Origin of the sequence: Staphylococcus simiae (genome assembly GCF_017357005.1) — a bacterium.
In the GTDB taxonomy this organism is placed as follows: Bacteria; Bacillota; Bacilli; order Staphylococcales; family Staphylococcaceae; genus Staphylococcus; species Staphylococcus simiae_A.
On sequence record NZ_CP071589.1, the window covers coordinates 82,746 to 106,139 of the forward strand.

The 23,394-nt window shown below is 32.3% G+C and carries 17 protein-coding genes and 2 pseudogenes; 15 read left to right on the plus strand and 4 right to left on the minus strand.

Features of this window, described 5'->3' with window-relative positions; translation table 11 throughout:
- Positions 1-21 precede the first annotated feature (21 nt).
- The 3 genes from J3R86_RS00355 to pdxA are packed head-to-tail and all read left to right on the plus strand — an operon-like array spanning position 22 to position 3,055.
- The gene (locus J3R86_RS00355; RefSeq protein ID WP_207517573.1) at positions 22-720 is read left to right on the plus strand and encodes a DeoR/GlpR family DNA-binding transcription regulator; all 699 of its coding nucleotides are present in this window, start codon (positions 22-24) and stop codon (positions 718-720) included.
- A gap of 24 nt (positions 721-744) precedes the next feature.
- Complete coding sequence (locus J3R86_RS00360) at positions 745-2,034, plus strand: four-carbon acid sugar kinase family protein (RefSeq protein ID WP_207517574.1); 1,290 nt, start codon at positions 745-747, stop codon at positions 2,032-2,034.
- 13 nt (positions 2,035-2,047) lie between these two features.
- Positions 2,048-3,055, plus strand: a complete 1,008-nt coding sequence (gene pdxA / locus J3R86_RS00365; RefSeq protein ID WP_207517575.1) for a 4-hydroxythreonine-4-phosphate dehydrogenase PdxA — start codon at positions 2,048-2,050, stop codon at positions 3,053-3,055.
- Between the two features lie 2 nt (positions 3,056-3,057).
- Here pdxA and J3R86_RS00370 read toward each other — a convergent pair whose 3' ends face one another.
- Positions 3,058-4,734 carry an IS1182 family transposase gene (locus J3R86_RS00370; RefSeq protein ID WP_207517576.1) on the minus strand — a complete coding sequence of 559 codons (1,677 nt, stop codon included), beginning with the start codon at positions 4,732-4,734 and terminating at the stop codon, positions 3,058-3,060.
- A 326-nt stretch (positions 4,735-5,060) separates the two neighbouring features.
- Between J3R86_RS00370 and J3R86_RS00375 the strand changes: the two genes are divergently transcribed.
- From J3R86_RS00375 to J3R86_RS00400, 6 genes are all read left to right on the plus strand, one after another.
- A complete protein-coding gene (locus J3R86_RS00375) occupies positions 5,061-6,413 on the plus strand; it encodes a gluconate:H+ symporter (RefSeq protein ID WP_207517577.1) in 1,353 nt (450 codons plus the stop codon).
- 13 nt (positions 6,414-6,426) lie between these two features.
- Positions 6,427-7,323: a phosphogluconate dehydrogenase (NAD(+)-dependent, decarboxylating) gene (gene gnd, locus J3R86_RS00380; protein WP_207517578.1), complete on the plus strand. Its 897-nt coding sequence runs from the start codon at positions 6,427-6,429 to the stop codon at positions 7,321-7,323.
- A gap of 325 nt (positions 7,324-7,648) precedes the next feature.
- Positions 7,649-8,950 (plus strand): PrsW family glutamic-type intramembrane protease, encoded by a 1,302-nt coding sequence (locus J3R86_RS00385; RefSeq protein ID WP_207517579.1) that lies wholly within the window; start codon positions 7,649-7,651, stop codon positions 8,948-8,950.
- Between the two features lie 2 nt (positions 8,951-8,952).
- Positions 8,953-9,753 carry a zinc ribbon domain-containing protein gene (locus tag J3R86_RS00390; RefSeq protein WP_207517580.1) on the plus strand — a complete coding sequence of 267 codons (801 nt, stop codon included), beginning with the start codon at positions 8,953-8,955 and terminating at the stop codon, positions 9,751-9,753.
- 280 nt (positions 9,754-10,033) lie between these two features.
- Complete coding sequence (locus J3R86_RS00395; RefSeq protein WP_347563481.1) at positions 10,034-10,378, plus strand: phosphate-starvation-inducible PsiE family protein; 345 nt, start codon at positions 10,034-10,036, stop codon at positions 10,376-10,378.
- 219 nt (positions 10,379-10,597) lie between these two features.
- Positions 10,598-11,017: a DUF1648 domain-containing protein gene (locus tag J3R86_RS00400; RefSeq protein WP_207517581.1), complete on the plus strand. Its 420-nt coding sequence runs from the start codon at positions 10,598-10,600 to the stop codon at positions 11,015-11,017.
- 171 nt (positions 11,018-11,188) lie between these two features.
- On the opposite strand, the gene J3R86_RS00405 is transcribed toward J3R86_RS00400, so the two are convergent.
- Positions 11,189-12,964 (minus strand): oleate hydratase, encoded by a 1,776-nt coding sequence (locus J3R86_RS00405; RefSeq protein ID WP_207517582.1) that lies wholly within the window; start codon positions 12,962-12,964, stop codon positions 11,189-11,191.
- 465 nt (positions 12,965-13,429) lie between these two features.
- Between J3R86_RS00405 and J3R86_RS00410 the strand changes: the two genes are divergently transcribed.
- Positions 13,430-15,022, plus strand: a complete 1,593-nt coding sequence (locus tag J3R86_RS00410) for an L-lactate permease (RefSeq protein ID WP_207517583.1) — start codon at positions 13,430-13,432, stop codon at positions 15,020-15,022.
- Between the two features lie 340 nt (positions 15,023-15,362).
- On the opposite strand, the pseudogene J3R86_RS00415 reads toward J3R86_RS00410, so the two are convergent.
- Together J3R86_RS00415 and J3R86_RS00425 are read right to left on the minus strand one after the other, a co-directional pair.
- Positions 15,363-16,972: pseudogene (locus J3R86_RS00415) on the minus strand (TcaA second domain-containing protein).
- Between the two features lies 1 nt (position 16,973).
- The gene (locus J3R86_RS00425; RefSeq protein WP_207517585.1) at positions 16,974-18,065 is read right to left on the minus strand and encodes a zinc ribbon domain-containing protein; all 1,092 of its coding nucleotides are present in this window, start codon (positions 18,063-18,065) and stop codon (positions 16,974-16,976) included.
- A gap of 349 nt (positions 18,066-18,414) precedes the next feature.
- On the opposite strand from J3R86_RS00425, the gene J3R86_RS00430 reads away from it, so the two are divergent.
- The 5 genes and pseudogenes from J3R86_RS00430 (at position 18,415) to J3R86_RS00450 (ending at position 23,393) form a co-directional block, all read left to right on the plus strand.
- The gene (locus J3R86_RS00430; RefSeq protein WP_207517586.1) at positions 18,415-18,918 is read left to right on the plus strand and encodes a DUF4064 domain-containing protein; all 504 of its coding nucleotides are present in this window, start codon (positions 18,415-18,417) and stop codon (positions 18,916-18,918) included.
- A 354-nt stretch (positions 18,919-19,272) separates the two neighbouring features.
- Complete coding sequence (locus J3R86_RS00435) at positions 19,273-20,049, plus strand: (S)-acetoin forming diacetyl reductase (RefSeq protein ID WP_207517587.1); 777 nt, start codon at positions 19,273-19,275, stop codon at positions 20,047-20,049.
- A gap of 126 nt (positions 20,050-20,175) precedes the next feature.
- Positions 20,176-20,736, plus strand: coding sequence for a DUF488 domain-containing protein (locus J3R86_RS00440; RefSeq protein WP_207517588.1), 561 nt, complete (start codon positions 20,176-20,178; stop codon positions 20,734-20,736).
- 415 nt (positions 20,737-21,151) lie between these two features.
- Complete coding sequence (locus tag J3R86_RS00445) at positions 21,152-21,847, plus strand: class I SAM-dependent methyltransferase (protein ID WP_207517589.1); 696 nt, start codon at positions 21,152-21,154, stop codon at positions 21,845-21,847.
- Positions 21,840-23,393, plus strand: a pseudogene (locus J3R86_RS00450) (ABC transporter substrate-binding protein). The gene J3R86_RS00445 and the pseudogene J3R86_RS00450 overlap by 8 nt, the downstream one beginning before the upstream one ends.
- Position 23,394 lies beyond the last annotated feature (1 nt).

Below are 23,394 nucleotides of genomic sequence, written 5' to 3' on the forward strand. Positions count from 1 at the left end.
GTAACAAAAAGGAGTTTATTTATGAAACAAAATAGCAGACATCAAATTATTTTAAATAATTTGAAAAATTATAACAAAGTTGAAGTTGAAGAACTTTCTAAAGAATTGGAAGTATCTGAAATGACAGTAAGAAGAGATCTTGAGAAATTAGAATCAGAAGGGAGTTTGGTGAGAGTATTTGGTGGTGCTATTCCTATACAAACAAACATTAGTGAAACACCATATTATGATAAAAAAGTTGAAAATATGGTAGCTAAAAAGGAAATAGCTAAAGAAGCAATAAAAATTATTCGAGATAATCAAACAATCATCTTAGATTCGGGAACTACTACTTATGAAATTGCTAATCAACTTATTCAATTAGACTTTAATTTAACTGTCATAACTAATGATATAACGATTTGTAATGTTTTAATGAATACAGATATTGATGTCATTGTATTAGGGGGATACATGCAAAATAGGACTGGTTCAATATTAGGAAGTTTAACATTTGACTTAGTAACTAAACTAAATGCAGATTTATTTTTCTTAGGCGCCCATGCTGTAGATAAAGAATATGGAGTAACTGCTCCTAGTATTGATAAAGCGAAATTGAAAACAGCCATGATGAATGCATCTAAGGAAACGATATTGGTTGCTGATCAAAGTAAATTTGAAAAGAGAAAATTATATAAAGTTACAGAGTTAGAACGCATCTCAAAAATAATTTCTTATTAACAACATTAGGGGTGGTATTTAATTATGAAGATTGGTGTTATTGCTGATGATTTAACAGGTGGAAACGGAACTGGAGTTAAATTAAATAATTTGGGATTTAATGTTGCTACGATGATTAACTATGATTCTATACCATCTAATGAGATTATTAACGCAACAGTAGTTAATACGGACTCAAGGTATAGTAGTGAAAGAGTTGCAAAAAATAGAATTAAAACAGCAGTTCATAATTTAAAAGAATGGAACACAGATATTTTTTGTAAAAGAATTGACAGTACTGTCAGAGGAAACATTGGAATTGAAATTGATGAAATGTTAAATCAATTAGATGAAGAAGCCATTGTCATTTTAGTTCCTACATATCCAGAATCAAATAGAACGATGGTAGGTGGTTATTTATTACTTCATAATGTTCCAATTGAATTATCTGATGTCAGTATGGATCCAGTTAAACCAATAACTAGTTCTTATGTGCCGGAATTAATAGGACAACAAACAGAAAATAAAGTATCTCATATTCCATTGTCTCAAGTATTAAAAGGCGAAAAAAACTTAAAACAACAAATGAATCATCATATTGATAACGGAAGTAAAATTATTGTTGTAGATGCAATTACATCTGAAAATATTGAAGTGATTGGTAAAGCAATGGTATTGATTGATCATAAACTATTGGTACCAGCAGATCCAGGGCCACTTACAGAAACATATGTAAAATCATATTCGATTAAGAACTTGAAGCAAAAGAAAATACTACTAACTGTTGGTAGCGTTACCCAAAATAGTCATAATCAATTGAAATATCTTCAAGAAAAAAGAGAAATAGGGAAGGTTTATGTAGATTCAAAGCAATTAGCAACAGATGATGAAAATAAGTGGGAGAAAACAATTAGAGAGTGTGTAGAACATGGAAAAGATATGTTACATGAAAATAATATTCTATTGATGACTACAGACCACCCTAATAATGAAATTATTAACTTAGATTATTTAGCAAAGCAAAATGGTAAATCACAGGATTTTTATGCAAAGAGGATTTCGGATGGATTAGCAAAAATAACCAGATTGATTATAGAAGAATCAGAGTATCATATAGGCGGTTGCTTCTCAAGTGGGGGTGATGTTACTGCTTCATTATGTGCTATTGGTAAAACTGAAGGTATTGAGTTAAAAGATGAAGTGCTACCTTTAATATCATATGGTGTATTTTTGGGAGGGTATTTTGAAGGTTTACCGATTATTACCAAAGGCGGTACAGCAGGAGAAGTTGATGCTGTTTATACTGCAGTTAAATATTTAGAAAATAAATTTTAAAGGAGTTTTTTAAATGAATAACAGACAAATTATTGCAATTCCAATGGGAGACGCAGCAGGTATAGGTCCAGAGATTTCTATTAAGTCACTAGTCAATAAAGAAATTTATGATGTATGTAAACCGTTAATGGTAGGTGATATGGAAGTACTACAGAAAGCAGCAAAAATAGTTAATGCTAATGTTAAGTTTAATAAGGTGAATAGTCCGGAAGATGGCATTTATGAATACGGTACAATAGATGTCATTGACTTAGATAATATAGATGCGGAAAATTTAGAATATGGTAAAGTTTCTGCAGAATGTGGCCAAGCAGCGTTCGAATATATTAAAAAATCTGTAGAGTTAGCAATGGACAAAAAGGTTAGCGCAATTGCAACGACTCCAATTAATAAAGAATCATTAAAGGCGGCTAAAGTACCTTATATTGGTCATACAGAAATGTTAGAGGAACTTTCAAATTCTAAAGATCCTTTAACTATGTTCCAAGTTAGAGGTATGAGAATATTCTTCCTTACACGCCATTTATCATTAAAAGATGCTATAGACCAAATGACAAAAGAAAGAGTGCACGACTACTTAATACGTTGTGACAAGGCTTTAGAAAGACTAGGTGTAAAGGAACGTAAATTTGCTGTTGCAGGTTTAAATCCTCATAGCGGCGAAGGTGGTTTATTTGGAATGGAAGAAGTAGATGAAATTAAACCTGGTATTGAGTTAGCAACTAATGATGGTATTAACGCAGTTGGACCAGTTCCAGCAGACTCTGTATTTTTCCAAGCTTTGAATGGAAAATATGATGCAGTATTATCCTTATATCATGATCAAGGACACATAGCAGCAAAAATGACAGATTTTCATATGACTGTATCGATTACAAATGGATTACCTTTCTTAAGAACATCAGTTGACCATGGTACTGCATTTGATATAGCTGGAAAAAATATTGCAGAAAGTATAAGTATGGAAGAATGTATTAAAGTAGCAGCTGAGTATGCCGAAAGCTTTGTAAACAGTCAATAAAACTAAAAGTGAAGAGCCTGGGACATTAAGTTCTTGGTGAAAGTAAAAAAGACAATTTCTATTGAAAATTGATAGAAATTGTCTTTTTCATTATTAATTTTGAAATAAACAGCTCCTTGAGCTGCTAGCTTCCTTATGTTAACTGCCATTAATACAAATCCAAGTTCACGTTTAACCTTATCGAGTCCTCGAACTGACATTCGAGTGAACCCCAAAATAGCCTTCGTGAATCCAAAAACAGGTTCTACGTCAATTTTTCTTTGACTATAGATTTTTTTCGTTTCTGGCTCAGAAAGCTTTTGATTTACTTGAGATTTAAAATACTCCCAATTATAATTCTTCATTATTTTTTTATTTGTTTTTGACTTTGATTTCATACATTGATGTTTGAGTGGACAATCTGTACAATCATCACATTCATATAATTTAAAATCTCTTTTGAATCCATATTTATCATTACGATAAGCATATCGTTTAAATCCTAATCGTTTTTGATTTGGACAAATAAATTCATCGTTGATTTCATCATAATCCCAGTTCTGAGTATTAAAAATGTCACTTTTAAATTTTTTAGTTTTATCTTTAATAAACATTCCATATGTAATCAATGGTGTTCTATTAAAATCATCGATAATAGCCATGTAATTTTGTTCACTACCATAACCAGCATCAGCGACAATATACTCAGGTAAATAACCGTAGGTTTCTTTAATTAAAGTTAAAAATGGTATTAAAGTTCTAGTATCTGTTGGATTTTGGTAGACATTATATGATAAAACAAATTGCGAATTTGTCGCTATTTGTAAATTGTATCCTGGTTTAAGTTGTCCATTTTTCATATGATCTTCTTTCATTCTCATAAAAGTAGCGTCATGGTCTGTTTTAGAATAACTATTACGGTCTTGAAGAATTGCTTTTTGTTCTTCGTACTTCGACTTTCGGTCAGAATAATCATCAAATTTCTTTTTAACTTTTTTTATTTTAGTTCTTTTTTGACGAGTTTGCTTTCTTAGTTCTGGTTGTGTTTCATTATCAATTTGTTGATTTAAATCTTCGATTTCTTTATCCAAGTGACTACCGATTAAATCAATATCTTCTTTTGATAAATCAGTATCTTTATCTTCTATAATCTCTGGTATAATTTTATCCTTTACTAATTCTTGATAGATTGTTTTTGAATTTTCGTTTATATCTGTTTCATAATTTAAAATACTTTTCTTCCATACGAACGTATATCTATTGGCATCAGCTTCGACTTTGGTTCCATCGATAAAAATAGCTTGGTCATCAATAAGATTTTGCTTTAGACACTGACTATGAAATTGGATAAATAAAGATTCAATTAAGGCATCTGTTTTAGGATTGACTCTGAATCGATTAATTGTTTTATATGAAGGTGTTTGATTTTGAGACAACCACATCATACGAAGACTATCATTGAGTAATCTTTCTATTTTTCTTCCAGAATATACAGATTGTGTGTAGGCATATAGAATAATTTTTAACATCATTTTTGGATGATATGAAGTCGCACCACGATAATGTTTGAATTCGTCGAATTCTCTATCTGGTATGCTTTCAACTATGTCATTAACGTATCTTGAAATATCATTTTGAGGAATTTTTACTGAAGTTTCCATTGGTAGTGTAAGTTGAGTCATGTTATAATCTTTATACATAAGACACCTCGTTAATTTGGTTTATTGGTATTTATTAAATTATACGAAAGTGTCTTATTTTTTTGAAGTATTTACATGTAAAATTACATAAAAAACGAAGTATTGTAGTGAAGACTCCTGAGGGAGCAGTGCTAGTCGAAGACTACAGGCTGAGACAGCACCCTAGGAACGCGAAACTACAATACGGAGTATTGAACATAAAGAAGCACAAAGACGATTTAACAATAAAATCATCTTTGTGCTATTATTTTTGGGATTTATGTCCCAGCCTCTTTTAAAGGCGTTACATTGAAGCGCTTACACAAAAAGAAGATGGGGATGGTTTTATGCCGCTTTTAATTATTTCAATAGGGATTATAATTTTAATCTTATTAATTATGTTACTGAAATTAAATACTTTTGTCTCACTTATTATTTCGTCTGTAATTGTCGCTATTTTATTGGGTATGCCTTTAGATAAAATCATAGAATCAGTTGAAACTGGTTTGGGAGGTACATTGGGTCATATTGCTTTAATTTTTGGAATGGGAGGAATGCTAGGAAAATTAATTGCCGATGCTGGTGGAGCTCATCAAATAGCGCATACATTAATTGATAAGTTTGGAAAAAAACGCATACAATGGGCAATATTAATTGCTTCATTTATTGTTGGTATTGCATTATTTCTTGAAGTAGCAATAGTTTTATTAATACCAATAATTATTTCAATTGCTAAAGAATTAAAAATATCTATAGTAAAGTTAGGCTTACCAATGGTAACAGCAGCTTTAGCTACACATGCATTTCTACCACCGCATCCAGGTCCTATAGCTGTAGCAGCAGAATATGGAGCAAATATAGGTTTAGTTCTTGTATATGGAATTATTGTAGCTATACCTACCGTAATTATTTCAGGGATTTTTTATCCAAAATTAGCTCAACAGATAGTTCCAAGTGCATTTAGTGAAGAGCAATTAAACAGATCTTCATTTGCAAATATGAAAGAAGCTAATATTAATAACATGCCTTCATTTGGGGTAAGTTTATTTACTGCATTATTTCCAGTTATTTTGATGTCTATAGGAGCGATAGTAGACATTTTGCAAAAACAATTAGGATTCTCAAATAGTATAGGTATATCTGTAATTAAACTACTAACAAATTCATCAACTGCTATGTTGTTATCACTACTATTAGCCATATATACAATGGGTATACGACAAAATATAGGCGTTAAAAAAATTGGAGAATCTTGTACAGAAGCTATTAATTCTTTAGGTATGTTGCTTCTAGTCATTGGTGGGGGTGGAGCCCTTAAGCAGGTCATTATAGATGGTGGAGTTGGTAAATATATTGGAGAGTTATTCCAAAACTCTAATTTATCACCTATACTATTTGCTTGGCTCGTTGCCGCAATTCTTCGATTAGCATTGGGATCAGGAACAGTTGCAACATTAACAGCGGCAGGATTGGTATTACCAGCATTGAGTGGTACACCAGGAGTTAACTTAGAATTAGTAACGTTAGCTACAGGTGCAGGAAGTGCGATAGGTTCTCATGTTAATGATGCAGGATTTTGGATGGTTAAAGAATCATTAGGTATGACGTTGAAAGAAGCATTTGGTACATATACAGTTTTATCTACTCTTGTAGCAGTATGTGGACTTATTTTCACTTTAATATTTAGTATTTTTGTTTAAAAGGAGAATGGATATGCAAGTTGGAATTATCGGTTTAGGAAAAATGGGCTTTAATTTGGCTCTGAATATGCAAAGTAATGATATAGATGTAAGGGCATTTGATATTAACTCAAATTTAAGAAAAGAAGCTCATGAACATAACATATCAACATATACTAGCTTAGAAAAACTAATTGAATCATTAGAAAAGCCACGTAAAGTTTGGTTAATGGTACCTGCGGGGAAGATCACTCAAAATGTTATTGAGTCATTAATAAGTTTATTAGATAAAGACGATATCATTTTAGATGGTGGTAATGCACATTATAAAGATTCAATTGATAGATATGAAATTTTAAAGGAAAGAAGTATTGAATTTTTAGATGTAGGTACTAGTGGAGGGATGGAAGGAGCAAAAAATGGTGTTTGTACCATGGTAGGAGGAGAACCTGAAGTATTCTCTAAAGTAGAAAATTTGTTTGAAAAAATTTCTGTTGAAAATGGATTTTTATATACTGGTAAGCCGGGAAGTGGTCACTTTCTAAAAATGGTACATAATGGAATTGAATATGGAATGATGCAAGCCATAGGAGAAGGATATGAAATTTTGAATAAAAGTAGATTTGAGTATGATTATGAAAAAGTATCTAAGGTATGGAATAATGGTTCAGTCATTCGTTCGTGGTTAATTGAATTAATGCAAGACGCATTTTCTAAAGATAGTCAACTTGATAATATACAAGGGGTAATGCATTCTTCAGGAGAAGGTCAATGGACTGCAGAAACAGCACTAGAGTTGAAAGTGGCAGCACCGATTATTACTATGTCTCAAATGATGAGAGATCGCTCTTTAGAAAATGATACATTCTCAGGAAAAATTGTAGCAGCACTTAGAAATGAGTTTGGTGGACATGAACCTGAATACAAATAAAATTCATCTTAAGTTTAATGATGTTATTTGTAGATAAAGAACTAACGTTATTAGTTATTATCAAGCCATCTGCTATATTGTTTAGTAGGTGGCATTTTTGACTGAATACTTATAGAAATGATTTAAATAATGGAGAAACACCATCTACTAGCACATTAGTAGGTGGTATTTTGTGTTTTTGAAAAGTTAAATTCGTTAAGTTATACAACCATTTTTAAAAACAATAAGAATATTGCATATATATTTTTAATTTATATAGAAAGTTGATTGAAAATAAATTAAAATTGTTTTGTAAGATAAAATTGAATATGAGGAGAACAACTGAATGGATTGTTTAAATTGTGGGGGACATGTAGATAGTACAGATAAATTTTGTCAACATTGTGGTCATAATTTAATAAATGACAAAAATAATGGGGATAACATCACAACTGAGAAGATTGAGGAACATCATTGTCCCAATTGTCAGGTGGTCGTTGCATCAAATGATAAATTTTGTAATAACTGTGGATATCATTTACCAGGTACTTTTAATGATAAAAACTTTAATCATAGTGATGAACAAGTTGAAAGTCATATAGCAGATAATACAAATTTGGCTCAAGAAGCTAAAAATTTATTCCATCACACTACGAAATCAATTGGTAAACTTGCTGGGAATGAAGAAGCGTTAAAGCTTAATTTGGGAGATATGTTTTCAGAAGTGTTTAAAAGACATACCAAAGATGAAGCAGATGACATTTTTATAGCTGGAACAAGGAGTACCACGCCACATATTAATAACGTGTCTAAAGAATGGGGTAAACCTTGGGTATTTTCACGTGTCTTTGTTGCCTTAGCTATCACTTTTATTGGTTTATGGGTGTTATTTAATACGTTTGGTAATGATAATGCACTACCTGGCATGATATTTATAGGGGCGTTAGTTGTACCAATATCAGCATTGATATTCTTTTTTGAATCTAATGCCTTTCGAAATATTAGTTTCTTTGAAGTATTAAAAATGTTCTTTATAGGTGGTGTTTTATCACTACTAACTACTATTATTTTGTATGACTTTGCACCATTTAGTTTACAAAATCAATTACTAGGTATTATGACGGTGGCAGATGCCTTTCTTGTTGGTTTAGTAGAGGAACTTGGAAAAGCCATTATTGTTATTCTTTTTATTAACTATTTACATACGAATAAAATTTTGAATGGTTTACTTATCGGTGCTGCAATTGGAGCTGGATTTGACGCGTTTGAAACAGCTGGTTATATATTTAGGGATGGTATACAAAGTATCCAATTAATGAATGAAACGATTATTTTAAGAGCTTGGTCAGCCTTAGGTGGTCATATTGTCTGGGCAGCTATGGTTGGTGCAGCAGCTGTGATTGCCAAAGGAACATATCAATTCAAATGGGAAAACATTATAGATAAACGCTTTTTATTCTTCTTTTTCTTTGCCGTAGTGTTACACGGTATATGGGACACAGATTTTACTGTACTAGGAAGCATGAATTTAAAAATAATTATTTTAATAGTTATCGCGTGGGTTATTATTTTTATTTTAATGAGAGCAGGACTGACTCAAGTAAATAAATTACAGCAACAATATATAGAAGAGAGAGAGGAGCTATAAATATGAAGTATTGTCCTAATTGTGGTCATGAAATAGAAGGTCAACAAACATTTTGTAATAACTGTGGTCATAAATTGACTGCTAGTGAACAGAATCAAACTCAAAGTAATACCAATGCGAGTCGTCAAAGTAGACCGGCACCGGTTCAAAGACCGAATCCACAAAGATATCAAAGTCCATATTATCCTCCACAAAAAGATGGTATGTCGACATTTTTAAAAGTAATACTAATTATCATTTCACTCGTTGTCTTAGCTTTACTGTTATTTGGCGCATATTATGCATATAAGACATTTATCGCTAATAATAACGAACCAACTTCTACGCAAAGTCATAATAATGGATCAACCCATAGTCATCCTACTGGGGGATCTTCATCACATCATACCAATACAGCAAGAGGTCCTGAAATTAGTATATACAGTGATTCATTTGATAAAGAGTTTATGAAATCTTCATCTAAGGATGGATACGATGGTGTATATGAAGGTATGACTAGAGCCGAAGTTGAAAATAGATATGGTCGACCAAGTGGCGATGTTTATGTATCTGGAGATAGATATGATAAGTATGGAGACTTAGGCGTATTATATAGAGATGGTCAAGTTAGGGACGTTGTTGTGGCACCAACTAATGTTTCAGAAACCGACTACGTAGATCATTATGGTGAACCAGACGATAGACGTCATAACTTATTAATTTATGATGCTTATAAACATAATGACTTTAGTGTAGTAGTAAATATTGATGATGATGGTATGGTTACATCTATAGAAAATATTGACCAGCTACCAGAAGACTAGAACAATCCTAATATGACACCCTGTTATCATTTTCGATTGCAAGGTGTCGTTATTTCTATAACAATCATAAGATTAGTAACACGTAGTCAGAACAAAATTTTTCGTTTTAAATTATGCATTTGACACTAGCTAGCTTAATCATACAAAATAAGGTAAAATTTAACACTTCATATTCATGCGTGTAAAATATTTTAAGTAATTGAAGGAGATTTCAATGAAAAAGTTTAAAACAAGTAATTTAAGTGAGTAATTTTCCAATTTACTATTATTAGCAGTTAATATTTGTATCGGTGCGATAGCCGCTATTCTAGTTATATTTTTATTTACTGAAGTCTTTGGTTTCTTTGAAAATTTATTCCTCAAAGCGAGTGACTTAAAATATAACCAAATTATTGAAGATTTACTTGTATCATTTATGTATATCGAATTTATCTTATTGATTGTCCAGTATTTTAAACACAATTATCATTTCTCATTACAATATTTTATATATTTAGGTATCACTGCGATTGTTAGAATTATTATTGTCGAACATAGTGATGCTGTAAACACATTATTATTAGTAGTAGGTATCTTTATTTTAACGATTTCGTTATATTGTTTAAAAAAATTCACTATAGACTAGAAGCGCTGGATAGATGCATACCGATTCAAGAGGTAAGATTAACAATTATAATAAGAGTATGAATGTCAAAATTGTATTATTTTGAATCATATTTATAGATAAGATATTTTACTGTGGATATTAATTAAATATTTTAAAGTAATCATAATAAGATATGAGTGAGGTAATGGGTTAATGAATAAAATAAAAATACTTACCCTAACAAGTTTCATAATGTATATGATACTTATTATATATACACTTGTGCTTTATAAACGTTTACCACAACATGTTCCTATACATTATGATGTTACAGGTAGTGCTGATAATTATAGTCATAAATGGATATTGTTGATAATTACAGTATTAATGCTTATCATATGGCTTATTTTATATCTAAGTACACGATTTTATGAAAATATGGTTGAATTTATGCAATACGATTATTCAAAGAATGAAATATATAGAACTAAATTAGTGTTAAGTATTTTAAATTTAGAAATTAGTATTTATATTATGGTGCAAGGTGTTAATCAACTTACAGAAATTGTCTATCATTATTACATTAACCCATTCATTATAAATATTTTAAGTATAGTCGTTGTTGTTATGACATTAATAATCGTTTGTATTAAAGAATTTATGAATCGAAAAAAATGATAGTAATTACTTAAATAATAATATTGCTATAGTGTATGCCCCAAGCCTAATAGTAGAAAGTTATTTTCTGTTATTAGAATTGGGGTATTAATTAGTTTGTTTGTCGTAGACAGTTGTCATGTACAATTGCCATTGTTAGCTTACTTATGCTTACTAGCATGTTAAATATAATTACAATAAATGATGGTCTTTTAATAATGTTTCAACGTATGTGCCTTTAATTTTCTTTAGGAATCCTGAAAGGGCAAGTTTTTGTATTGGGTTATGTTCAGTTATAGCATGTAAGTCTTTACGATCATTAAGTTGGTACACGGCATCCATTAAGACACGAATATCAAACGGAGTGCCTACCACTTCTGGAACGCCACGATCAATATCTAGTAATTGATAGACAGCTTCCATGGCCGTACGTACAGAGTATTCAGTAGTAAAGACTGTATCGCGTTCAGTTTCCGCAAAATTACCTATAAATGCTAAATTACAAGATTGATGAGGGACAACTAATGGGCGATCACCTTGTGCACGTGGCATAAAATAAGCAGTAATATAAGGCATGTATACAGGTATGGTATTGGATTGATATTGAGCTAAATCTTCAATTTCTTCAACAGGAACACCCATATGATATAGCCATTCTTGACAAATTTCCTGTCCACTACACTCAGTAATGGGTTTGTTGATATAGTCGCCATTAACATCTGAATACAAAGCATAAATCCATGATGTTACTTCATCTTTAGGTTGACCTTTAAATTGCTGTTGACGATTGACTGTGAAACTCATTTGCCAAGATGAATCATTAACAGTGATAATACCACCAGTCACCGTTTTGCCAGCAAGTGGATCTCGTTTACATAGACGCTCAATCGTATCGATAATCGTTTTATTATTTGTTGTTGACGTTGCAGAGACAAACCAGCTTTTTTGTGGAATAGCTTTAAAAAATTTCTCTGGGTTACCAAATTCAGGACTTTGATGTGCTAAGTTTTGCCATAGTTGCCAACTACCACCGGGTTCATGTGTTGGAGGTGCTGGTGTATCATTATCACCATATGTCGAACTTTCAGTAATACTACCATTTGTGACGAAGACTAAATCATTAGGTGTTAATGTAATAATGTCATTGTGTCCTTGACGTTTAATTATCATTTCTCGGGCAATTTTTTGTGATGTAGTAACATCAACTTTGATATTTTCGACTTTGACACCGTATTCAAATTGTACGCCGTGGAACTGTAAATAATCCACTAAAGGTAAGACGAGGGACTCATATTGATTATATTTTGTAAATTTTAAAGCACTAAAATCTGCCAAACCACCTATGTGATGAACGAAACGCATTAAATATCTGCGCATTTCCATTGCAGAGTGCCAAGGTTCAAAGGCAAACATGGTTTTCCAATAAATCCAGAAATTTGAGTTGAAAAAGTCATCACTAAAGACATCAGTAATTGTGACATCATTTAAGTCATCTTCATTCATTAAACATAAATCTAGTATTTCTTTAATTGCTTGTTTAGTTAACGTGAAATCACCATCAGTACTTAACTCTTGTCCACAATGTTCAATAACACGGCAACGTGAATAGTTAGGGTCTTCTTTATTGAGCCAATAGAATTCATCTAAGACTGACGCATTGTCAATTTCTAGCGAAGGTATTGATCTGAAGAGATCCCACAAACATTCAAAGTGATTCTCCATTTCGCGACCACCACGTACGACGTAGCCTTTCATTGGAATGTCGGCACCATCAAGACTACCGCCAGGCTTAGGTAACTCTTCTAAAATGTGGATATTAGAACCTTTCATTTGTCCATCACGAATTAAAAAGCTAGCAGCTGCAAGTGAAGCTAAACCTGACCCCACTAAATATGCAGATTTGTAGTCAACATCTTTTGGTTTTTTCGGGCGTGCAAAAGCTTCATAATTTCCATTACTGTAATACATCACCATCAAGTCCTTTCCGTTAAGAGTATATTTACAACATACCCAAGAAAATGTAAAACAAACAGTTGTAAAAAGCTTCTAAATGATACATAAATATATATATGTGTATAAAAGTTAATATGATAAGATCACTCATGTTTAAGTTTTATTTTAGCTTTTGACATCTAACTTATCGGTGGTTGTTTAGTGAAAATACACTTGAATAGCACGTCGTTATTGACTTTGACATCATATATAAGTTAGTAGGTTCAACAAGAAATTATTAATTTAATGCATCATTTATTAAAATAAAATGATATTATATTTGATGTGGTCTTAAGATATGTATTTTATGTGACATTTTTCACAAAATTGAATTGACGTATGATTGTAGGCGTGTTACATTTATTTTGTGAAATAAATCACAATCAAATCATGTTTATTATTTAATTTAATATATTTTACTAAAGAGAGAAGGAGTCATTTATGTTATTACTTAGCGTCAACCCATTTGACAATATTGGGTTATCAGCACTTGTTGCAGCAGTGCCGATTATTTTGTTCTTATTATGTTTAACTATTTTTAAAATGAAAGGTATCTATGCAGCGTTAACAACATTAGTTGTAACATTACTTGTTGCTTTACCAGTATTTAAATTGCCTATACCAGTATCAGCTGGAGCAATTACTGAAGGTGTTGTAGCAGGTATATTCCCTATAGGTTACATCGTCTTGATGGCGGTTTGGTTATATAAAGTTTCTATTAAGACTGGTCAATTTAATATCATTCAAGATAGTATTGCCAGCATTTCACAAGACCAACGTATGCAATTACTATTGATAGGTTTTTGTTTTAACGCATTTTTAGAAGGTGCAGCAGGATTTGGTGTACCAATTGCTATTTGTGCAGTATTGCTTATTCAATTAGGTTTTGAACCATTAAAGGCTGCGATGTTATGTTTAATTGCTAATGGTGCAGCAGGTGCGTTCGGTGCGATTGGTTTACCAGTTAGTATTATTGATACGTTCAACTTGGGTGGCGGTGTCAATGCATTGAGTGTGTCAACATTCTCAGCATTAACATTACCAATTTTAAATTTCATCATTCCATTCGTCTTGGTATATATTATAGATGGTTTTAAAGGTATTAAAGAAATCTTACCAATTATTTTAACAGTAAGTACAACTTATGCAGGTTTACAATTATTGTTAACTGTATTCCAAGGGCCAGAATTAGCAGATATTATTCCTCCATTAGCTACAATGGTTGTTTTAGCGGTTGTATGTCGTAAATATAAACCGAAACATATTTTCAGATTACAAGATAATCAAAAAGAAATTCAAAAACGTACAATTAAAGAAATTATTTATGCGTGGAGTCCATTCGTTATTTTAACAGTTATCGTATTATTCTGGAGTGCACCATTTTTCAAAAAATTATTTATGCCTGGTGGTGCTCTAGAAAAATTAGTATTAACTATACCATTGCCACAAACTGTTAGTGCTTTGTCACCAAAAGGTATTGTCTTACGACTTGATATTATCGGTGCCACAGGTACGGCAATTTTACTAACTGTAATCTTAACGATGATTATTACGAAGATTAATCTTAAAGCAGCAGGTGCATTATTTGTAGAAGCATTTAAAGAGTTATGGATTCCAATCATTACTATTTCTGTTATTTTAGCGATTGCCAAAGTTATGACATATGGTGGTATGACTGTCGCAATGGGACAAGGTATTGCTAAAGCTGGGTCCATATTCCCATTATTCTCACCAGTACTTGGTTGGATTGGTGTATTTATGACAGGATCAGTAACAAACAACAATACATTGTTTGCACCAATTCAAACAACAGTAGCACAACAAATTTCAACAAGTGCACCATTATTAGTTGCAGCAAATACTGCCGGTGGTGTAGCAGCGAAATTAATTTCACCACAATCTATTGCGATTGCAACAGCAGCAGTTAAAAAAGTTGGTGAAGAATCAGCACTACTTAAAATGACACTTAAATACAGTATCGGCTTTGCAATATTCATCTGTATTTGGACATACATCCTAACATTGATATTCTAAAATATAATGTTTAGACAAGTTAAGTGGTGAACACTATATAATAGAAGAAGTATGTTTGAAGTGAAACGTATAAATGTACAAATTAAAGAGACATCCCTTGTTCCGTGAATCAAAATGGTACAAGGGATGTTTTTTGATATATAAGTAAAGGGTAATTAAGAAAGTAAGTGATGTGACAGTTTTGATTGCTTTTCATCTTAGAGTGAATCACTATATAAGCTTAAATGTAAAACGATTGTTTATATTTTAAAAATAAAAAAGCGAATTCCAGTTGCATGATGTATCAACATGACAGTCATCATTATGGAATTCGCTTTTATTATGCAATTGTTGTTATCTTTTAGTAACCTGAACCAATTTCATCGCCATGTTCGTCAAATTTCGTAACATAGCCATCATCGGCATCGACAAAGTATGAACCAGCTAAGTCGCCGTCTTTATCTAAAAATGAGAATCCCCATCTACCATTATGTTTTTCAGGTTCTTTGAATGTATATTTATCTGTATCTAATTTGTGACCTTCATAAGATTCAACTTTATCAATGACATTTGAACGTGTCACTTCATCAGATGAACTTGAACTGTCACTATCACTGTCTTTATCAGAATCTGAGTCTGATGAAGACTTAGATTTCTTACTATCTTTAGCATCAACATATTTATCAATAGCATCAGAATCAAATTTTAATGTGACATCAGAGACTTCGCCATCTTCTTTGTTTGTCGTATCGACATCAACAGAATCTGATTTGAAGATTTGATTATCTATTTTACCTTCTGCATGAACGGTTACTTCTTCATCAGGTGAATATGGACCAAATGTTTTAGAAGTGTCAGTACCTTCATTTTTGCCATTAACATAAATAGTGATGTCATTTAATTCTGAGCCATTTTCAGTCGTGACGTTAAATTTCTTTTGTTTAAAGGACTCTGTCGCCATTGTTGTATCATTACTCATATTTATTAATACGGCGCCATCAAAGTCTTTATTATTAATTTTTTTAGTTGCTTTAAGACGATAATCACCAGTAGGGAATGTACCTAATGTTGTTGTATCATCTCTTTTAACATTCACGTCATGCTTTTGACCATTAAACGTATAGGTTAACTTACCATCATTATCAGGTGATAGGCTTACCTTATAACTAGGAATATCAAATCTATATTTATCGAATAAGAAGAATTTCTTACCATCCTTTGTGATTGACATAACTGTACTGTCGTTAGCATAGATGGTCGCTTGTTTAGCTTTACCATCTTTAATATCACTGGTTTTGGATTGAATACTATCAGCAACTTTTGTTAAATTCCCCTTTGTTTTAACATAAGCTAAAAATGCCTTTGCTTCATCTTCATTCAATTTTTTACCATCAGAAGTGACTTGATTTGCTAATCCTTTCGCATCATTTTTGTCGATAGCATGTGCAATATTAGCAGCGTCATTCTTCGGTGACAGCTGTTTATTTAAAATTAAGAATGCTGCAACGAGTAAGATCACTAATACAGCAATGATGATAATAAAAATAAGTGGTTTCTTACTTTTTTCTTGTGCTGTGGGGGTGGCCCATAAGCACGTTTAGGTTGCTGATTATGAGGTTGTCTTGGTTGTTGTGCAGCCGTACTACGATTTGTATGCTGAGATGCTTGTTGTGTTGTTTGATTATTAGCATGGTTTGTTGTTTGTGATGAAGCAGAGCTATGTGTCTGCTGTGATGAATCACTCGCAGCAGTTTGTTGTGAAACATGATGTTGTGATGATTCACTATGATTGCCATTGTTAACAACTTGATCGTTATGCGTTGGTTGCGAAGATGTCGGTTGCGATGTTTGTTTAGCCTTATCGTTATGATCGGCTTGTTGTGGTTTAACACTTTGAACGGGTGTACCACAATTTGTACAAACTTTGACACCTTCTTTTAACGGCTGTCCACAATTTTTACAAAATTTCATATTACAAACCACTATCCTCACCTAAATTATTTAACATATCACTTAAATCTTCAAGACTTTCGCTATTACTATCCCAACTACTACTGCCCGAACCAGGAAACACATCTTTAGCACTGTCAGAGATACTATGGATCATAGTAGTTACTAATGATTCACCGAGAACACGCACAAAGACAAAGATAATAATTAAATAAATGACTATAGCATAAAAACTTGAGAATTTGACTTGATCACGTCCACTATACTTAGCAACTAAATACATACCTGAAATGATGAAAAGTAAAATAGTGATTAGCATAATAGCAGAAGCAAACGTATACGTACCGATAATAAAAGCAAATACACCAATAATAAATATTGCAATTGTAATGCTATTAATTAGTACATAGTCTGATAATACTTGTTGGAAAGTTAATCTGCCTCTCACCATTAACTTACTTATAACATATGTTGCGCCAATATTAACCGCAATGAATGCAAAAGCAATTAATAAGATACGCATAATGAGAGTGCCACTGATAAAGCCACTGAGAAGACCACTGAGAATGGTACGTGAAAATATAGCTAAAGCTATGGCCATAACGATAAATCCAATGACAATTAATGACGCTAATAATTTATAGCTAAATACTTTGCGGTTGTTAATAAGGTGGTCAGGTGATATGAATGCACCACTAAAGAAGCCTTTACTTTCTTGTGCTACATCTTTGACTTGATTAACCAATTGACTTGGCTGTTGCTGCTGTCCGTTAGGTTGCTGTTGATATTGATTATATTGCTGTGATTGTTGACCATATGGAGCTTGTTGTTGTCCATACTGTTGACCGTTAGGTTGTTGATTAAATGTGTGATCATTTGATTGAGTGTACTGTTGATTTGTTGATTGATGATGTGATGCGTTTGTTGATGTTGAGTTGTCTTCAGATGTTGCTGTCTGTTGAGGTGTTTGTGTGTGTTGCTCTGTTGAATGATGGTGTTGTGACTGTTCGCTAGTGGATGATGTTGCAGATGTTTGTGGTGTTAATTTTGTACCACATTCCCCGCAGAATGCATCATCTGGGCTTACAGGTTGACCACAATTGGGACATTTCATAGGTAAATCCTCCTAAAACAATATTTATTAATTTTAAAATTATAACTTTAAGTTTATATTGTTCAATTCAAAATATCAAGAAGCTTTTAAAGTTATTATCAATTATTACAATTATAATTTATAAAGGTCTATATTAATAAAAAGTATAATAAGTAGATTTTCTTAAAATGTATGAATGATTTATAGAGACAATGTATCTCAAATGATAGTAATTTTTTGAATTTATCACATCATAAAACATAATATTAATATATAAAGATTTATATAAATTTAAATATAATTATATAAAAATCATTGATTAGGGTATAGAATAGAAGAAACGTATAACAATAACATTGGAGGTTTACATATGGATAGAAAAGCTGAAAAAATTCTGACGTGGATAGGTGTTGGCTTTCAAGCATTGGCATCAATTGTAGGTGCATTGTTGTTAGTACTTGTTATCATAGGATTAACTGAGGATATTGCCTTATCAAGTGACGAAACATTAGGTCTAGTCATTCTGTTTATCATTGGCATAGGTTCATGGGTGATGCTAGTTGCAGGAATTATTGCAGGTATTAAAATTAATAACAGTCCTAAAGGTGCGGGAATTACCTTAGTTGTCATTGGTGCACTAAGTTTCTTCTTTAATTTTATTAGTGGTGTACTATGGCTTATTGCGGGTATTTTACTATTAACAAGAACTCCTAATCCTGAAGTCGGTCAATACAATGCTAATCAAACAACAGATACAACTAACGAGCAATCTGTATATCATGATTATTCAAATCAAGAAACTCAGCAACGTCATCACGTTGATGACTTAACATCTGAGCATCAAAATAAAGATCAAGATCCATATAAATATTAAAAGTCTTTAAAGTGACTATGTCATCAAGAGTTTGAGACAACAACATTTCACGCTTAAATTCAATTATTTGGCAGTAACTGTCTGGTTTATAAAATGTTGAAAAAGCAAAGTTTTACAAACCTAGTCAGTCTTACCGGGGGAGGATTAAGAAATAAATTTTAGATAAAATTTATTTCTGTCCTACACCCTTTTTAATTGAGTAGACGTAGCAGAAAAATGCATTCAAGTTTTTAAAATGATTGATGTGTTATTATTCATGAAATGGTCATAAGTCATACGGTTACATTTAGAATAAAATTTATATTTTGGGGTAAAATTATTGTGTGAACATATTTTATCTAGGGAGTGTTTTTTATGACAAACAATAAAGTTGCAGTAGTTACAGGTGGCGCACAAGGTATTGGATTCAAAATATCCGAGCGCTTATTCAATGATGGCTTTAATGTTGCGATAGTTGACTATAATGAACAAGGTGCACAACAAGCAGCTCAACAATTATCTAGCGATGGTTCAAGAGCTATTGCTATTAAAGCAGACGTAGCTAATCGTGATGATGTGTTTAATGCAGTTAGACAAACTGTGGAACATTTTGGGGATTTCCATGTCATTGTTAACAATGCAGGCCTTGGACCAATGACGCCAATTGATTCAATCACACCAGAACAATTTGATAAAGTATACGGCGTCAATGTTGCTGGTGTATTATGGGGAATTCAAGCAGCACATGAACAATTCAAACAATTGAACCATGGTGGTAAAATTATTAATGCGACATCTCAAGCAGGTGTAGAAGGTAATGCAGGATTATCATTATATAGTAGTACTAAATTTGCAGTACGTGGTTTAACACAAGTTGCAGCAAGAGACTTAGCACTTGAAGGTATTACCGTTAATGCTTTTGCGCCGGGTATTGTTAATACACCAATGATGGAAAGTATTGCTAAATCTACTGCTGAGGAAGCAGGTCAACCTGAAGAGTGGGGTTGGCAACAATTCTCTAGTCAAATTGCTTTAGGTAGATTATCTGAACCGGAAGATGTCTCTAATGTAGTAGGATTCTTAGCAGGTAAAGATTCTGATTACATTACAGGTCAAACAATCATCGTCGATGGTGGTATGAGATTCCATTAATTTAAGTGAACAGTAAACAGCTGATACTACATAATGTAGGTCAGTTGTTTTTTGTTATTCGTTGCGGGTTGATATTTTAACAAGAAAAATTCGAATATCTACAAAAATAGAAATGAGTGAAAATGTATGGTGACACTTTATACAATCGGGCATGTTAATTATGATTTAACAACGTTTGCGAAGATGCTAAAATTTGCCGATATTACAATGATTGAAGATGTTAGAGCATTCCCTAAAAGTCCTAAACATCCCCAATACAATCAACAAGAAATGGAACAATGGTTACTGCAACATGGCATTAACTATCGACATAATGACTTATTAGGTGGAAGAAGACCAATATCACAGCATGTTGGACAAAATTTGAATGCAGGATGGTCAAATCAATCATTTCATAATTATGCTGATTACACGTTAACAGCAGAGTTTAAAGAAGGTATCGAACAATTATTGGTAGATGCACAAACTTACAATGTAGCAATGTTATGTGCTGAAAGGCATCCTTCAAGATGTCATCGTTTGATTATTAGCAATTGGTTAGTAGCACAAGGTTATAACGTTGTGCATATCGTGTTAAATCATCATAATCAAATTGAATTGATACCACATCAATTAGGTCAATGGGGTGCTATGCCCATTATTGAAGACGATAATGAGGTTGTTTATCCACAAGATATATCGAAATAAACGCGTGAGTTCTAAGCACACTATGTGTCTAGGACTCACGCGTTTAGTTTAGAAAATGAATGACACTATAACAATATTTGATGATTTTAGGGAGCAGGTCATATTGGCAACAAGGCACTGTGACGTTTGTCTGAAGTCACTATCCTAACCGTCTAAGTATCAAGGTATAGGAAGTACTTTGATTTTTAACTCATACAATTTCTTATGTAGTTGTTACGTCAGTAAGTGACTGTATTCCTCTACTGCCAATGCTTCAGATAACATATAACTCTATGAATACTCAAGCTGTCCCAAATAACAAATAGTTAAAAGATTATACATAAGAACTTAAATATTTCATTGCTATCATAAAAGTAATATAGTAAAATTCAAAACGTAATTATTACGATTTATAAAAATATTAAGGAGAATAGTAATGGAAAAAAGTTATGATATTTGGTGGCAAAAAGGTCAAGAAACAGATGATGATATGGCAAAAGATCATCAACAATCATGGGAACGTACGATTAGTTTGTTAAATAAACAAGATATTGAAGATAAAGTTATTTTAGATTTTGGGTGTAATCAAGGAGGTTTCCTAAGAGCGCTATATCATAAATTTCATTTTCAAGAAGGTGTGGGTATTGATCTCGCTAAAAAGTCATTACAAAAAGCAGAGTCGTTAAAGGGAGATTTACCTTTATCTTATGTGTTATCAGATAAACCAGAACAAACCGGGAAACATTTTGATACAGCAATTAGTACGTCAGTGCTTTATTTAATTGAGGATATTGAACAACATGCTAAAGATTTAAAGGCTGTCTTAAAGCCGCAAGGTGTCTACTATGCGACATTTGCAGATCATTCGAGTAATCCAAGTCGTGATTACATAGCGCAAGTAATAAACGAATATGGCGCAACACCATCGCAAAATCATACATTGAAATATATTGTTGATAGTTTTGTAAATCAAGGATATGACGTTGCTGTAATTAAAGAACCAGTACCTGAAATAATTGATTTAACGCATTATAGTGATTTTTATTTGTCTCCTAATGACTATTTACGTACATTATTTGACGAATCATTCTTAATTAAAGCTACATTGAAAGAAGGTAGTGCGTATGAATAAGAGGTTAATCTTAACTATCTTAGTTATGGCATCGTGTATGATAACAGGATGTTCTAGTCAACAACAGGATAAAAAACAGGTGACAGTATCCTTACCATCAGAAGCGAAAGCAGATAAACTTGATGCGCAGAGTTATGATGCGGCAATGCCAGTGTATAGTGCAGTTTATGAGCCATTAGTAGAATATGATAAAAAACACGGGATTAAAGCTGGATTAGCAGATGAATGGAAGATAGAAGACGGAGGTCGTCGTTATCAATTTCATTTAAAAAATGATGTGAAATTTTCTGATGGTTCAAAGTTCGATGCACAAGCAGTGAAATTTTCTTTGGAACGAGCAAAAACTATCAACAAAGAATCTACAGTAGAGACGTTGAAACAACTAGATAAAGTGGTTATTTAAGACAAACAAACAGTCGAAATTCGACTTAAACAGCCATCTAATCAAGTGCTTAATGAATTAACTCAAGTTAGACCGTTACGTATTATGAGTCCTCATTCAGTTGAAGGTGAGAAAGCTAATGGTAAATTTAAACAAGCTATTGGCACAGGTGCCTTTGTCGTTGAACATAGTGGCAAAGAAAAGACGACATTAAAACCTAATAAATATTTCAATCATGAACATCCGCTTAACTATGATTTAATATTTCAAAATATTGAGGATGGAGATGCAAGAAATTCAGCCATTCAAAGTGGTTCTATCGATATTACTGGTGGCTCTCTAGGTATGTTATCAAATCAGCAAATTAACTATGATAAGAAGCAACAACAATTAACTGTAGAGGATAAACCAAGTACAGTCAGTCACTTTATGGCCTTTAATCCTAATAAAGCTTTATTTAAAACACAACAGATGCGTGAAGCAATCAGTAAAAGTATAGATACTAATGCACTATCGTCCAAAGACATGCAAAGTATCTTCCAAAAAGACGTTCAATTCGTTAATTCTCAAAACCAACCACAACATGAATATAATGTTAAAGCTGCTGAAAAATTAATCAAGCAACAAGGATATGAAAAGAATAATAAAGGTATCTTTGAAAAAGATGGACAACCATTAACATTTAATCTAGTTATTCAGACTGCAGAATTTCCAAATTGGAAAGATCAAGCACAACAAGTTCAACAACAACTTAAAAAAGCAGGTATTAAAGTCAACATCAAAATGTTAGATAGTCAGACTTATTATGATACTTTATGGACTAAAAAAAATTATGATCTTATCTTTTATAGAACTTATTCAGATGCCTTAATGCCGTATAATTTTATGAATTCTGTTTTCAAAAATAATGATGGTAAAGCAGGTGTCTTAGCCAATGATGAGACACTATCTAAACAGTTAGATGCTTTCCCAAGTAAAATAGCACCACGAGAACAACACCAAGCATTCAATGATATATTCCAGCATTTCAATCGCTCATATTATGCAGTACCAATTGCTTATCCGAATGAAACATTCGTTACATCTGATAAGATTAAATCCTTTAAATTCTCAGGATTAACAGATGCACCTATAGATTATAAGCAGTTGAAAGTTAACGATTAAC

What these genes read in the sequence shown, in the direction of transcription:
- J3R86_RS00375 (WP_207517577.1), top strand. Translation starts at nt 5,061, where the DNA reads ATGCCGCTTTTAATTATTTCAATAGGGATTATAATTTTAATCTTATTA.
- J3R86_RS00435 (WP_207517587.1), top strand. Translation starts at nt 19,273, where the DNA reads ATGACAAACAATAAAGTTGCAGTAGTTACAGGTGGCGCACAAGGTATT.
- J3R86_RS00400 (WP_207517581.1), top strand. Translation starts at nt 10,598, where the DNA reads ATGATACTTATTATATATACACTTGTGCTTTATAAACGTTTACCACAA.
- J3R86_RS00410 (WP_207517583.1), top strand. Translation starts at nt 13,430, where the DNA reads ATGTTATTACTTAGCGTCAACCCATTTGACAATATTGGGTTATCAGCA.
- J3R86_RS00385 (WP_207517579.1), top strand. Translation starts at nt 7,649, where the DNA reads ATGGATTGTTTAAATTGTGGGGGACATGTAGATAGTACAGATAAATTT.
- J3R86_RS00390 (WP_207517580.1), top strand. Translation starts at nt 8,953, where the DNA reads ATGAAGTATTGTCCTAATTGTGGTCATGAAATAGAAGGTCAACAAACA.
- gnd (WP_207517578.1), top strand. Translation starts at nt 6,427, where the DNA reads ATGCAAGTTGGAATTATCGGTTTAGGAAAAATGGGCTTTAATTTGGCT.
- pdxA (WP_207517575.1), top strand. Translation starts at nt 2,048, where the DNA reads ATGAATAACAGACAAATTATTGCAATTCCAATGGGAGACGCAGCAGGT.
- J3R86_RS00445 (WP_207517589.1), top strand. Translation starts at nt 21,152, where the DNA reads ATGGAAAAAAGTTATGATATTTGGTGGCAAAAAGGTCAAGAAACAGAT.
- J3R86_RS00405 (WP_207517582.1), bottom strand. Translation starts at nt 12,964, where the DNA reads ATGTATTACAGTAATGGAAATTATGAAGCTTTTGCACGCCCGAAAAAA.
- J3R86_RS00370 (WP_207517576.1), bottom strand. Translation starts at nt 4,734, where the DNA reads ATGTATAAAGATTATAACATGACTCAACTTACACTACCAATGGAAACT.
- J3R86_RS00425 (WP_207517585.1), bottom strand. Translation starts at nt 18,065, where the DNA reads ATGAAATGTCCCAATTGTGGTCAACCTGTAAGCCCAGATGATGCATTC.
- J3R86_RS00355 (WP_207517573.1), top strand. Translation starts at nt 22, where the DNA reads ATGAAACAAAATAGCAGACATCAAATTATTTTAAATAATTTGAAAAAT.
- J3R86_RS00360 (WP_207517574.1), top strand. Translation starts at nt 745, where the DNA reads ATGAAGATTGGTGTTATTGCTGATGATTTAACAGGTGGAAACGGAACT.
- J3R86_RS00430 (WP_207517586.1), top strand. Translation starts at nt 18,415, where the DNA reads ATGGATAGAAAAGCTGAAAAAATTCTGACGTGGATAGGTGTTGGCTTT.
- J3R86_RS00440 (WP_207517588.1), top strand. Translation starts at nt 20,176, where the DNA reads ATGGTGACACTTTATACAATCGGGCATGTTAATTATGATTTAACAACG.